Source organism: Mesorhizobium sp. WSM4904 (genome assembly GCF_029674545.1).
Taxonomy (GTDB): Bacteria; Pseudomonadota; Alphaproteobacteria; order Rhizobiales; family Rhizobiaceae; genus Mesorhizobium.
Window position 1 is genome coordinate 407,680 of record NZ_CP121354.1, and the last position, 12,433, is coordinate 420,112.

Genomic DNA, 12,433 nt, shown 5'->3' on the forward strand with positions numbered 1-12,433 from the left:
AATGCAATCGGCTTTGAAGGCGACTTCGAGACCAGACCCCGCCGTCGACCGCGACTGGTGGCGGGGCGCGGTGATCTACCAGATCTATCCGCGCTCCTATCAGGACTCGAATGGCGACGGCATCGGCGACCTGCAAGGCATTGTGCGGCGGCTGCCCTACATCGCCTCGCTGGGCGTCGACGCCATCTGGATCTCGCCCTTCTTCAAATCGCCGATGAAGGATTTCGGCTACGACGTGTCGGACTATTGCGACGTCGATCCGATGTTCGGCACGCTGGCCGATTTCGACGCGCTTGTCGCGGAAGCCCATCGGCTGGGTCTCAAGGTGATGATCGACGAGGTCCTGTCGCACACCGCCGACATCCACCCCTGGTTCAAGGAAAGCCGCTCCAGCCGGACCAATCCGAAAGCGGACTGGTACGTGTGGGCGGACGCGAAGCCGGACGGCACGCCGCCCAACAACTGGCTGTCGATCTTCGGCGGCTCGGCCTGGCAGTGGGACACCAGCCGCCAGCAATACTACATGCACAATTTCCTGGCCGAGCAGCCCGACCTCAACTTCCACAACCGGCAAGTGCAGGACGCGCTGCTCGACGTTACCCGCTTCTGGCTGGAGCGCGGCGTCGACGGTTTTCGGCTCGACACCATCAATTTCTACTTCCACAGCCAGGGATTGGAGGACAATCCGCCGCTGCCGCCGGAAGAGCGCAACGACCAGACGGCGCCGGCGGTGAACCCCTACAACTACCAGGACCATATCTACGACAAAAGCCGGCCGGAAAACCTCGGTTTCCTCGAGCGTTTCCGGGCCTTGCTCGACGAATATCCGGCGCAGGCCGCGGTCGGCGAGGTCGGCGATTCGCAGCGCGGGCTGGAAGTGGTGGCCGCCTACACCGCCGACGGCAAGCGCGTTCACATGTGCTATTCCTTCGACTTCCTGGCGCCGGAAAAGATCAGTGCGGCCAAGGTACGCGCGGTGCTGGAGGCCTTCGGCCAGGTCGCCAGCGACGGCTGGTCCTGCTGGGCCTTCTCCAATCATGACGTGATGCGCGTGGCCTCGCGCTGGGCCGCCAACGAGGCGGATCCGACCGCCTATCTCAAGGTGATCTCGGCGCTCTTGATGTCGCTGCGCGGCTCGGTCTGCATCTACCAGGGCGAGGAACTCGGCCTCGGCGAGGCCGAACTCAAGTTCGAGGATCTGCAGGACCCCTACGGCATCCGTTTCTGGCCGGAATTCAAGGGCCGCGACGGCTGCCGCACGCCGATGGTGTGGGAAGCGGCGGCCAAAAATGGCGGCTTCTCGACCGCAAGACCCTGGCTGCCGGTGCCGGGCAAGCATCTTTCGCAGGCGGTCAACGTGCAGCAGGGCGATGCGAACTCGCTGCTCGAGCACTATAGGCGCTTCCTCGCCTTCCGGCGCCAGCACCCCGCGCTGGGCAAGGGCGATATCGATTTCATCGAAAGCGATGGCGATACCGTCGCCTTCACGCGACGCGAAGGCAACGAGCGTATCGCCTGCGTCTTCAACCTCGGCAGCAAGCCGGCCGAGATCGATTTCGGCAAAGGCTCGCTGCAGCCCTTGCCGGGACATGGCTTTTCGGGACAAGCTGGCACCGGGACCATCCGCCTCGGCGGCTATGGCGCCTGGTTCGGGCGGATCGACTGAGTTTGGCGACAGACAATCACTGGGAGGAAGAAAACATGGCCGATGTCACCCTGAATCAGGTGAAGAAATCATACGGCAATCTCAACATTCTCCACGGCATCGACCTCGACATCAAATCGGGCGAGTTCATCGTCTTCGTCGGACCGTCGGGCTGCGGCAAGTCGACCTTGCTGAGGTCGATAGCCGGCCTGGAGGAGATCACGTCCGGCGTGCTCCAGATCGACGGCGAGGTGGTGAACGACGTGCCGCCGTCGAAGCGGGGCATAGCCATGGTGTTCCAGTCCTATGCGCTCTATCCGCATATGACCGTCTACGACAACATGGCCTTCTCGATGAAGATCGGCAAGGAAAGCAAGGCCGAGATCGACAAGCGCGTGCGCCAGGCGGCGGAAATCCTGCAGCTCACCAAATATCTCGACCGCCTGCCCAAGGCGATGTCGGGCGGCCAGCGGCAGCGCGTCGCCATCGGCCGCGCCATCGTGCGCAATCCGAAGGTGTTCCTGTTCGACGAGCCGCTGTCGAACCTCGACGCGGCGCTGCGCGTCGCCACCCGCATCGAGATCGCCAAGCTGAAGGAGCAGATGCCGAACACGACGATGATCTACGTCACCCACGACCAGGTCGAGGCGATGACGCTGGCGGACCGCATCGTGGTGCTGAAGGAAGGCGTTGTCGAGCAGGTCGGCACGCCGATGGAGCTCTACAAGCGGCCGGGCAACCTGTTCGTCGCCCAATTCATCGGCTCGCCCGCCATGAACATCCTGCCGGCGAAGATCGAGAAGGCCGGCAACCCGACCGTGGTCAGCCATGTCGGCGACCGCAAGGCGACCGTGCCGATCGCGACGCCCGCCTCGGCCAACGGCGCCGCGGTGAGCTTCGGCGTGCGGCCGGAGGATCTCGCGATCGCCACCGGCACGGATTACCTGTTCGAAGGCAAGGTGGACTATATCGAACAGCTCGGCGAGGTTCAGCTCGTCTATGTCGATATCGGCCGCACCGACCTGCCGCTGGTGGCCAAGCTGCCCGGCAATGTCGAGGTCAAGCGCGGCGAGACCTTGCGGCTGAACGCCAGCGCCGGCGACCTGCACATCTTCGACGCCGACGGGCACTCCTTCACGCTGCATCGCGAGGAGGCGAAGGCGGCCTGACACCGGCTAAAGCAATTCCAGGAAAGGTGTAAGCGGCTTTCCGTTCGGAATTGCGTAAAAACAAAGAGATAGAGCGGTTCGCCGTTTCCGTGAAACGGTGAAACGCTCTGGAGTGGAATTGCTTTAAGCAGCACCTGCCAAGAAAGAGCGGCGGGCATGGCCCGCCGCTCTTTTCTTACTTGGAATGCCGGCTTGGAATGCCGGAGGCTTAGCGGCCGAACAGGTTTCGGTCGCTGCCCTGCGGGGCCGACTTCTGCGCGTCGTTCGACGAGTTCAGCAGCTTGCGGACCGGCGAGTCGGAGCCGACCGACGAGGTGCGGGTGGTGTCGACTGCAGCAGCCGGCTGGTTGGCGCCGTTGGAGCCGTAGTTGTCGCTGGCCGCAAAGGCAGCGCTGGACAGGGCCAGAACGGCCGCGGTGGCAAGAACAATCTTCTTCATTTTCAGTACTCCTGAATTCTTGGAGGCGGCGGGTGAACCCCGCCGTCCGTCTCCTGTCGGCCATGGCCCCTCATTTTCGGATCACGGCCGCGCTTCGGCAGTTAGTTGTTGCCGAAGAGGTTGCGGTCAGCACCCTGAGTGACCGGCTGCTGAGCGGCCGGAGCCGACTTGTGGGTCGAAGCCGTGTAGGACGTGTCGACCGCGGCAGCCGGCTGGTTGGCGCCGTTGGAACCATAGTTGTCGCTCGCGGCGAAGGCGCTGCCGGAAATGGCCAGAAGGGCGGCGGCAGTGAGAACAATCTTTTTCATTTTTGGTACTCCAGTATCTTTTTTTTCCGTCCGTCTAGCGGCGTGTCTTGGGAATGAAATCGCGTCGTTCGGACAGCCCCGATGTGGGTGAGCCGGCTGCCGGATTCCAATCACGAAGTTGTTCCGGCTGGACCATGAGCCCACACCTTGAAATTATGATAAGCATGCCTACCATCTATTTTTTTGCTTTTAAATCAGTGTGTTACATGATCATGGCACTTGACTCACCAAGTGTATCGGAGTGCCAATGTTCACCCGTCCTGCACGCACCGTCAACAGAAACGAACCGTTCGGTTCGATTTTAGAATCTCCTAATAGTCACTTTTCGATACTGTTGACCCTTTTGAGGCTGATCGGGGACGCGATTCGGAGGCGGTGCCGGCCACAGGTCCATGCCGCTTCAAACCCCGTAGCGCTCCGTACGGATGAGCGCTGCCGGAACGCCGGCGTCGATGATGGCTTCAGCGGCGGCCGACACGAATGCATTCGAGCCGCAAACATAGGCGAGCCGGGGCGCCTTCGGCAGCCGTTCCATGGCCTGCACCATCATATGGGCGTCGATGCGCCGGGAATAGTCGGAGGGGCGGCGGGCTTGCTCGCGCGTCAGCGTCAGCACCAGATCGAAGCCGTCGCGGCGGTTGTCGAGGCCGATCAATTCATCGCGGAAGATCACTTCGTCCCAGGTCCGCGCCGAAAACACCAGCGCGACCGGCGCAGCCGATCTTTGCAGGGTGCGGTGGCGCACCATCGCCATCAGCGGCACCACGCCGGAACCGCCGCCGACCAGAAGGATCGGCCCGCCGTCGCTCACCTCCCAGATGAAGTGGCCGCCGAGCGGTCCACGCAATTCGATCTCGTCGCCGACCTCCGCCACGTCGTGGAAGAAAGGCGAAACCTCGCCATCGTCGAGCCGCTCGATCGCCAGCTCGATGGCGGCGCCTGCTTCAGGCGCCGAGGCAATGGAATAGGAACGGCGCGCCTGATAGCCGTCCGGCGCCGTCAGCCTGACATCGACATGCTGCCCCGCCAGATGGGTGAACGGACGCGACGGCTGGAACCAGAAGCTGGTGACGCGCGGCGTGCGCTTTTCGACGCGGCTGATCGTGGCCGTCTGCCACGGCGACTGCGGCTGCGGTTCGGCGCTCATGGGTCACCTTTCACGGGGTCGCCCCTCATGGGTCACCCTTCATGGGATCGCCCCTCATGGATCGCCCCTCATGAATCGCTTGAATAGCGCTGCTCGCGCCAGGGGTCGCCATACATGTGATAGCCGCGCAACTCCCAAAAACCAGGCTCGTCGCGCTCGGTGAACTGCAGACCGTTCACCCATTTGGCCGACTTCCAGAAATAGAGGTGCGGCACCAGGAGCCGCGCGGGTCCGCCGTGGTCGGGAGCGATCGGCTTGCCCTCGTAAAACAGCGCCACCATCGCCTTGCCGGTAACGAGGTCCTTGGTCGGCACATTGGTGGAATAGCCGTCGAAGGAATGCGCCAGCGTGAAGCCAGTCGGCGGCTCGATGCCGGCATCGGCGAGGATGTCGTCGATCAGCACGCCCTGCCAGGGCGTGTTGAACTTGGTCCAGGCGGTCACGCAATGGATGTCGCGTGTCATCTTGTTTTGCGGCAGGGCGTTGAATTCGGCCCAGTTCCATTTCTTGATCGGCTTTGGCCCATGCTTGAGCGTGAAGGACCAGTCCTCGGTGCGCAAGCGCGGCGTCGGCCCTGCCGAGAGAACCGGAAAACCCTGTTCCAAGTACTGCCCCGGCGGGATGCGCGCATCGGTGTCCGATGGAGGACGCCGTCCGGAAAAGAAGCCGCGGGTGACCATCGAGACGCCTCCTTCGATTGGGCAGGTTGTGCCGCAGTCTTCTCGAAGACGCCCCGACGGGCAACCGGTTTCTTGGAAGAGGACCTGCCGACTGGATATTTGTTTGACGCAATTTCGGACGGAAAACCGCGACGCAGTTTTTCTGAAATTGCTCCCCGCCGGCAGGTCCTTGCGGGCAATCACCCGGCGGCGAAAGGCACGGCGACGAATATCTGCGCGTCGGCGCGATCGACCAGCAGCAGCACCGACTTCTTGCCGGATTTGGCGGCTTCGGCGATCGCCTGGTTCGCCTGCCTGGCGCTCCTCACCGGCGTCTGGTCGACGGCAACGATGACGTCGCCGGGCTGCAGGCCGGCGGCCGAGGCCGCCTTGTCCGGATTGACACGCTCGATCACGGCGCCGCGCTGGTTGTCGGCGAGGTTGAGTTCCTGACGGATGTCAGGCGTGAGATCGGTCAGGCCAAGGCCGAGCGACGGCACGCCCAGGCCCTGTCCGGCCGGCGGTTTGCTCCCTTGGCCAGCTGAAGCGGTCTGCGTATCCTCGGTGTTGCGGCCGACATCGGCCGAGATCTGGAGCGCCTTGCCCTTGCGCCAGACGTTGAGCGTCTCCTTGGCCCCGGGCGCGACGTCGGCGACGGCGCGCGACAGGTCCTTCGGATCCTTGATCTCCTGGCCGCCGAAACCGGTGATCACGTCGCCGGTCTTGATACCGGCCTTGGCCGCTGGCGACCCGTCGGTGACCTGGGCGACCAGCGCGCCGCCAGGATGATCGAGGCCGATGGCGCTGGCGACATCCGGCGTGACAGGCTGGATCTGCACGCCGAGATAGCCGTATTCGATATCGCCGCCCTTCATCAGCTTGGCGACGACCTTTTGCGCCTGGTTCGATGGGATGGCGAAGCCGACGCCGACGCTGCCGCCGTTGGGCGAATAGATCGCGGTGTCGATGCCCACGACATTGCCGCTGACGTCGACCAGCGGACCGCCGGAATTGCCGTGATTGATCGGCGCGTCGATCTGGATGAAATCGTCGAACGGCCCGCTGTGCAGGTCGCGGCCGCGCGCCGAGACGATGCCGGCGGTGACCGTGGTGCCGATGCCGAAGGGGTTGCCGATCGCCAGCACCTGGTCGCCGGTCATCAGCTTGTTGGAATCACCCCATTTGACGATCGGCAGCGGCTTGCTCGCCTTGATCTTGAGCACCGCCAGATCGTTCTTGGCATCGTGGCCGACGAGCTTGGCGGGTAGCTCGGTGCCGTCGTCGAGCGTCACCTTGATCGAGGTCGCACCGTCGACGACATGGTTGTTGGTGACGATGGTGCCGTCCGAGCCGACGATGAAGCCGGAGCCCAAAGCCTCCTGCCGCGGCGACTGCTGCGGCGGCGTCTTCGGCATCGGAATGCCCTGGTCGCCGAAGAACTGCTGGAAATACTGATCGAAGGGCGAATTGCCGTCGAAGGGCGAGCCATCGCCCATCGCTCCGGGCTGCGCCTTCATCATGGTCGTCACGGTCACGACAGCTGGCTTGGCGATGGCGACGACCGGCGCGAACGAGCCGTTGGGGGCGGTGATGCCGGCGACGGGGGTCTGGGTCGTCGCGGCCACATTGCTCAAGCCGCTGTTGCCCTCATTTTGCGCAAAGGAGACGACAACGGGGGTAATGATCAGCGCAGCGCCCAGCAGGGCCGCGACGCGATGTCTGCGAAAAATGCTGATGGGTGACATGGTCGTTTCTGTCCGGGCGAGAGTTGATCCGGCGCCGCGGGTGGTTCTCAGGGGACGCGCCCGTCGGTGTGTCGGCGACCGGGATTGCCTGTCTCGCCATGCATGGCAGCCGGCCGGATCGACAGCCTTGCATCTAGGGCGTGGAATGGCCCGAATTAGGGTTTTGGCACGACCTTACGAAGATTTAATTCAGAGAACGCTCACGAACCGCTCTCTCCGGCGCAGGTAGGCGGATGCGATCTCGCGCATGCGCTGGCCATTGAAACTCGGGCCATGACCGCCATGGCCGATACGTATCGGCAGGTCGAGCAGCCGCTGCATGGTGCGGCAAAAGGCAGCACGATCCGAATCCGGCAGATCGTCAATCAGCATGCCGTCATAGATCGCGTCGCCGGCGAAGAACAGGCCGTCGGCTTCGTCAAACAGCCCGATCGAATCCGGCGAATGTCCCGGCAGATGCAGCACGCGGAATTTCCGGTCGCCGAGATCGACGATATCGCCTTCGTCGAGCGCTCGTGTGAGCGGCGCCGACGGGATTCGATAGTCGGCCGCCTTCCAGGCGGGCGCCGGCAGCTTTGATACCGCGCCGTCGAGATTGTGGAACATGTAAGCATAAGTGACGGCATCATCCATGTCGTCGAACTGCGCCGCGCTGACCTTCGGCCCCATGCGCAGCGGGAATTCGTGCAGCGAGCCGACATGGTCGAGATGTATGTGGGTGGCGACGACGATCAGCGGTTTGCCAGCCGGCGTTTCGATCTCGGGCGCCAGCGGCCAGATGCCCATGCCGGTGTCGACCAGCAGGTCGGCATCACGGCCCTCGAGATGCCAGATGTTGGCGCGCACGAAATCGTGCACGAAGGGCTCGGTCAGCATCGTCGTCCTGGCATCGACAATCGCCTTGCCGAACCAGTCGCCCACAACGAGGTCGCCCATCAGACGAACGGCTTCCCGACCTTGTATTTTTCCGGCACCAGCCGCTTGAGATAGGCCATGCCGGCCTCGGACAACTGGTTGACGTCCGGCTTCATAAAGTTGTCCGGCATGTGGCGCGTCTTGCCGGCGACCGCCTTCAGCGGCACCTTCTTCAGCACGGTCTTTTCGCCATCATATTGCAGCGCCACCGAGCCGCCGCCCTCCTCGGCGACGGCAACCGCGAAGGCGCCGGCATCGAAGGCCTCCTTGGCGTCGACGGGGCTGATCGCGCCGACATAGCCGCGCGGCATGTAGCCCAACGCGTCGACGCGGGCCCGCTTGCCCGGCAGGCCTTCGGCCAGCGCCCGCTCGAGCGCCGCCGGCAGGTCGCTGCCCGACAGTTTGACGTTGCCGTGCTGGTCGCGCTCGAGCTTTTCCGGCGGCACCAGGCTTTCGACCAGCGCCTTGCCGTCGGCGGTGCTGACGCCCTCCGAAACGGCGACGATGCAGCGCTTGTGGCGGTCGAGCGTCCTACGCACATCGTCGATGAAACGCTCGGCGGAGAAGGCGCGCTCCGGCACATAGACCAGATGCGGGCCGCTGTCGGAATCGAGCTGCCAGGCAGCGGCGGCGGCGGTCAGGAAGCCGGCGTGCCGGCCCATGACGATGCCGACATAGATGCCAGGCAGCGCGCGGAAATCGAGATCGACGGAGAGGAAGGCGCCGGCGACGAATTCGGCAGCCGAAATGAAGCCAGGCGTGTGATCGTTCTCCTCGAGATCGTTGTCGATGGTTTTCGGAGCATGCACGAAGGCCATCGTGCCGCCGGCGGCATCGGTCAGGATCTGCTGGGTGCCCGAGGTGTCGTTGCCGCCGATATAGATGAAGGCATCGGCGCCGGCCTTCTTCAGGCCGTTGAGGATGACCTCGCAATAGGCAGCGTCGGGCTTGTCGCGGGTCGAGCCGAGGGCGGCGCTCGGCGTGCCGGCAATCAGCCGCAGCCGGTCCTCCGGAATGGCGGAAAGGTCGACATAGTTGCCGTCGCGGATGCCGCGCACGCCATGGATCGAGCCCAGCACCTTGGCGCCGGGATGCCGTTTGCGGATCTCCAGCGTGGCGCCGACGACCGTCTGGTTGATGACGGCGGTGGGGCCGCCGCCCTGCGCGATGACGAAAGTTCCGGCCATGATCTTCTTCTCCCGAGACGAAGGTTTTCAGGGCACCTTCGCCTGTCTTGCGGCATCGCGCAACGGAAGAAAACTCACTGATGGCGGATCAGACGACGACGACCGGGTTCCTCTTGGACACGCGGTTGTAGAGGTCGATGATGTCCTGGTTGATCAGCCGCACGCAGCCCGACGACATCGCCTGTCCGATGCTCCACCATTCCGGCGAGCCGTGGATGCGGTAGCCGGTGTCCTTGCCGTTCTGGTAGATGTAGAGCGCGCGGGCGCCGAGCGGATTGGTGAGGCCGCCGGGCTGGCCGCCCTGCCACTTCACCAGCTCCGGCTTGCGCTGGATCATCTCCGGCGGCGGCGTCCAGACCGGCCACTCCTTGCCGTACTGGATGTTGGCGCGGCCCGACCATCGGAAGCCGTCCTTGCCGATGCCGACGCCGTAGCGGATGGCGTCGCCGCCCGGTTGGACCAGGTAGAGCATGCGCTCCTGCAGGTGGACGACGATGGTGCCGGGCGCCTCGCCGGTCTTGTCGACGACGATCTGGCGGCGGAATTCCGGCTTGACCTTCTGCCATGGCACGGCGGGCACCTGGAAGCCGCCATCGGTGAGCGAAGCATACATCACGTCCGGGCCGGTGATGTTCTTGTCGACGCTGATCGCCGGTCGCATCGGATGCACCGAGCCGGTGGTCGTGTTGTCGAGCTGCAATTGCGGCAGATCGAGCGTCTCTGTGGTGCTGCAGCCGGCGATGCCGAGCAGCGCCATGGCGCTCATGCCGGAAAGCATGGCGCGGCGGGAAAGCGGAATTTCGGTTTCGACGGTTTCGCCGTTCGAAGGCGGCGTCAGACTTTGCGGCAACTCGCGCATACACCAAACCCTACGCTGTCGGCGGGAAGCACGGTCCGGCCGAATGGCTGGCATTTTCATCATTCATGGTTGAGAAAGCGTGAAAGGCGCGAGGCCGGGCTTAACCCTAACGGCCCGCCACATCGCCGGAGGAGCCAGGCAAGCCAGCACCGAAGATTTTGTCCATGACCTCTTTACAATCGCGAAGACGCCAGGATTTATCCTGTTCTTTGCGCTCAAGGAGTGAGGAAATGTCCTTCGAAAACTGGGCTGCGTTCGCCGCCGCCTCTACCATCCTTCTCGTCATCCCGGGCCCGACAATCCTCTTGGTCGTCTCCTATGCGCTGGGCCAGGGCTGGCGCACAGCGCTGCCGATGGCGGTCGGCGTCGCGCTCGGCGACTTCACCGCCATGACGCTGTCGATGCTGGGTATCGGCGCGCTGCTTGCGGCATCGGCAACCGTGTTCACCGTGCTCAAAATTATCGGCGCCGGCTATCTGGTCTATCTCGGCATCAAACTCTTCCGCGCCGGCGGCGCGCTGAAGGCCGAGCCGCGCACCGACGCGGTGTCGGCGGCAAGGATGATGGCGCATGCCTGGCTGGTGACGGCGCTCAACCCGAAGAGCATCACCTTCTTCGTCGCCTTCCTGCCGCAGTTCCTCGACCGGCATGCCGATTTCTGGACGCAGATGCTGATCTTCGAAACGACCTTCCTGGCGCTCGCCTTCACCAACGCCCTGGGCTATGCCCTGGTCGCCTCGCGGGCACGCGCCATCGTGCGCAATCCGAAGGCGATCCGCATCTTCAACCGCACCGGCGGAACGTTGCTGGTTGGCGCCGGCATCGCCACGGTAGCGATGCGCTCGGGGAATTGAGGGCAGGCCCGGCGGCGCCTCTCGATGGGACGCTGCCGTCTCGGTTGGCGGACCAGCTTTTGATGCTCTAGGATCGGATACCGATCAGCAGAGCACCGAAGGACAACTCAATGGCGCTGAAGGACGCATTCGGCCTGGCTTATTCAGGCGCGACCGAAGCCGGGTTTTCGTCCTACGCCAGAGCCGTCCATGAATTGCAATGCTTCATCGGCGACCCGGTCGGCACGATCGACCGCGCCATCGCCGACGATCCCGGTTTCGTGATGGCGCATGTGTTCAAGGGCTACCTGTTCGGGCTGGCCACCGAGCGGGAGGCCATGGCAGTCGCGCGATCCTGCCATGCGGCGGCGCTGTCGCTTGCCGGCACCACGCATGAGCGGGCGCATGTCGCGGCGCTTGGCCGTCTCGCGGCGGGCCGCTGGCACGACGCCGCCCGCGTCCTGGAGGATGTCGCGATCGACAATCCGCTCGACGCGCTGGCGCTGCAGGTGGGACATCAGATCGACTTCTTCACCGGCAATGCGCGCATGCTGCGCGACCGGATCGGCCGGGCGCTGCCGGCCTGGCAGAAGGGCATGCCGGGCTACCATGCCGTCCTCGGCATGCAGGCCTTCGGACTGGAGGAAATGGGCGACTATGCCCGCGCCGAGAGTCTTGGCCGGCAGGCGATCGAGATCGAGCCGCGCGACGGCTGGGCGCAGCACGCGGTCGCGCATGTCATGGAAATGCAGAGCCGGCAAAGGGACGGCATCGCCTGGATGCGCGCCAACCCCGATGCTTGGTCGAAGGACAGCTTTCTGAAAATCCACAATTGGTGGCACCTGGCGCTGTTCCACTATGACCTCGGCGAGACGGACGCGGTTCTGACGCTTTATGACGGGCCGATCTATGGCGACCGCTCGACGCTGGCGCTCAACATGGTCGACGCTTCCGCGATCCTGTGGCGTCTCCATCTCGGCGGCGTCGACGTCGGCGACCGCTGGGCCGCACTTGCCGCCAACTGGGCGCCGAAGGCCGCCGCCGGCAATTATGCCTTCAACGACGCACATGCGATGATGGCCTTTGTCGGGGCCGGATTGGACGCGCCGGCGCAGACCTTGCTCGAAGCGCAGCGCGAGGCGATGCGCGGAAATGACGACAACGCCGCCTTCACGCGCGACGTCGGCCACTCGCTGACGCTTGCCTTCAAGGCGTTCGGCGAGGGCAACTATGGCGAAGCCGCGCGCCTGATCCGGCCGATCCGGTCGATTGCCCACCGCTTCGGCGGCAGTCACGCGCAGCGCGACGTGATCGACCTGACCCTGATCGAGGCCGCACTTCGGGCCGGTGACGGTGCGTTGGCGCGGTCATTGACCGCCGAGCGCCGGCTGGCGCGGCCGGACAGCCCACTGTCGGCGCTGTTCTCGCGCCGCGCGGCCGATTTGTCAGAGAATTGACCCGAGGCGGATCTTGGCATAAGAACTGGCCAAGCCAGATTTTTTCGAGATCCGAAAAAATTAATGGCAA

The 12,433-nt window shown here is 64.2% G+C and carries 12 protein-coding genes; 4 read left to right on the forward strand and 8 right to left on the reverse strand.

Going from position 1 to position 12,433, the window contains the following annotated elements; genetic code table 11:
* Position 1: 1 nt before the first annotated feature.
* Positions 2-1,666 (forward strand): alpha-glucosidase, encoded by a 1,665-nt coding sequence (locus QAZ47_RS01880; RefSeq protein WP_278232311.1) that lies wholly within the window; start codon positions 2-4, stop codon positions 1,664-1,666.
* A 35-nt stretch (positions 1,667-1,701) separates the two neighbouring features.
* Positions 1,702-2,814 carry a sn-glycerol-3-phosphate ABC transporter ATP-binding protein UgpC gene (gene ugpC, locus QAZ47_RS01885; RefSeq protein WP_278232312.1) on the forward strand — a complete coding sequence of 371 codons (1,113 nt, stop codon included), beginning with the start codon at positions 1,702-1,704 and terminating at the stop codon, positions 2,812-2,814.
* Between the two features lie 208 nt (positions 2,815-3,022).
* Here ugpC and QAZ47_RS01890 read toward each other — a convergent pair whose 3' ends face one another.
* The 8 genes from QAZ47_RS01890 to QAZ47_RS01925 form a co-directional block, all read right to left on the reverse strand.
* Entirely contained in the window at positions 3,023-3,253 is a 231-nt protein-coding gene (locus tag QAZ47_RS01890) for a DUF680 domain-containing protein (protein ID WP_278205287.1), read from the reverse strand.
* Positions 3,254-3,354: 101 nt separating this feature from the next.
* A complete protein-coding gene (locus tag QAZ47_RS01895; protein ID WP_278205289.1) occupies positions 3,355-3,561 on the reverse strand; it encodes a DUF680 domain-containing protein in 207 nt (68 codons plus the stop codon).
* Between the two features lie 400 nt (positions 3,562-3,961).
* Entirely contained in the window at positions 3,962-4,708 is a 747-nt protein-coding gene (locus QAZ47_RS01900; RefSeq protein WP_278232313.1) for a ferredoxin reductase, read from the reverse strand.
* A 68-nt stretch (positions 4,709-4,776) separates the two neighbouring features.
* Complete coding sequence (locus tag QAZ47_RS01905) at positions 4,777-5,388, reverse strand: sulfite oxidase-like oxidoreductase (RefSeq protein WP_278232314.1); 612 nt, start codon at positions 5,386-5,388, stop codon at positions 4,777-4,779.
* A 179-nt stretch (positions 5,389-5,567) separates the two neighbouring features.
* Positions 5,568-7,112, reverse strand: coding sequence for a DegQ family serine endoprotease (locus QAZ47_RS01910; RefSeq protein ID WP_278232315.1), 1,545 nt, complete (start codon positions 7,110-7,112; stop codon positions 5,568-5,570).
* Positions 7,113-7,301: 189 nt separating this feature from the next.
* Positions 7,302-8,048 carry an MBL fold metallo-hydrolase gene (locus QAZ47_RS01915; protein ID WP_278232316.1) on the reverse strand — a complete coding sequence of 249 codons (747 nt, stop codon included), beginning with the start codon at positions 8,046-8,048 and terminating at the stop codon, positions 7,302-7,304.
* A complete protein-coding gene (locus QAZ47_RS01920) occupies positions 8,048-9,214 on the reverse strand; it encodes a diphosphate--fructose-6-phosphate 1-phosphotransferase (RefSeq protein ID WP_278232317.1) in 1,167 nt (388 codons plus the stop codon). The genes QAZ47_RS01915 and QAZ47_RS01920 overlap by 1 nt, the downstream gene beginning before the upstream one ends.
* An 88-nt stretch (positions 9,215-9,302) precedes the next feature.
* Positions 9,303-9,992, reverse strand: a complete 690-nt coding sequence (locus tag QAZ47_RS01925) for a L,D-transpeptidase (RefSeq protein WP_278233753.1) — start codon at positions 9,990-9,992, stop codon at positions 9,303-9,305.
* Positions 9,993-10,303: 311 nt separating this feature from the next.
* Between QAZ47_RS01925 and QAZ47_RS01930 the strand changes: the two genes are divergently transcribed.
* Positions 10,304-10,927 carry a LysE family translocator gene (locus tag QAZ47_RS01930; protein WP_278205296.1) on the forward strand — a complete coding sequence of 208 codons (624 nt, stop codon included), beginning with the start codon at positions 10,304-10,306 and terminating at the stop codon, positions 10,925-10,927.
* A gap of 110 nt (positions 10,928-11,037) precedes the next feature.
* The gene (locus tag QAZ47_RS01935) at positions 11,038-12,363 is read left to right on the forward strand and encodes a tetratricopeptide repeat protein (protein WP_278232318.1); all 1,326 of its coding nucleotides are present in this window, start codon (positions 11,038-11,040) and stop codon (positions 12,361-12,363) included.
* Positions 12,364-12,433 lie beyond the last annotated feature (70 nt).

Excerpts from the sequence above, each read along its gene's own strand:
- QAZ47_RS01880 (WP_278232311.1), top strand. The coding sequence starts at position 2 with ATGCAATCGGCTTTGAAGGCGACTTCGAGACCAGACCCCGCCGTCGAC.
- ugpC (WP_278232312.1), top strand. The coding sequence starts at position 1,702 with ATGGCCGATGTCACCCTGAATCAGGTGAAGAAATCATACGGCAATCTC.
- QAZ47_RS01890 (WP_278205287.1), bottom strand. The coding sequence starts at position 3,253 with ATGAAGAAGATTGTTCTTGCCACCGCGGCCGTTCTGGCCCTGTCCAGC.
- QAZ47_RS01895 (WP_278205289.1), bottom strand. The coding sequence starts at position 3,561 with ATGAAAAAGATTGTTCTCACTGCCGCCGCCCTTCTGGCCATTTCCGGC.
- QAZ47_RS01900 (WP_278232313.1), bottom strand. The coding sequence starts at position 4,708 with ATGAGCGCCGAACCGCAGCCGCAGTCGCCGTGGCAGACGGCCACGATC.
- QAZ47_RS01905 (WP_278232314.1), bottom strand. The coding sequence starts at position 5,388 with ATGGTCACCCGCGGCTTCTTTTCCGGACGGCGTCCTCCATCGGACACC.
- QAZ47_RS01910 (WP_278232315.1), bottom strand. The coding sequence starts at position 7,112 with ATGTCACCCATCAGCATTTTTCGCAGACATCGCGTCGCGGCCCTGCTG.
- QAZ47_RS01915 (WP_278232316.1), bottom strand. The coding sequence starts at position 8,048 with ATGGGCGACCTCGTTGTGGGCGACTGGTTCGGCAAGGCGATTGTCGAT.
- QAZ47_RS01920 (WP_278232317.1), bottom strand. The coding sequence starts at position 9,214 with ATGGCCGGAACTTTCGTCATCGCGCAGGGCGGCGGCCCCACCGCCGTC.
- QAZ47_RS01925 (WP_278233753.1), bottom strand. The coding sequence starts at position 9,992 with ATGCTTTCCGGCATGAGCGCCATGGCGCTGCTCGGCATCGCCGGCTGC.
- QAZ47_RS01930 (WP_278205296.1), top strand. The coding sequence starts at position 10,304 with ATGTCCTTCGAAAACTGGGCTGCGTTCGCCGCCGCCTCTACCATCCTT.
- QAZ47_RS01935 (WP_278232318.1), top strand. The coding sequence starts at position 11,038 with ATGGCGCTGAAGGACGCATTCGGCCTGGCTTATTCAGGCGCGACCGAA.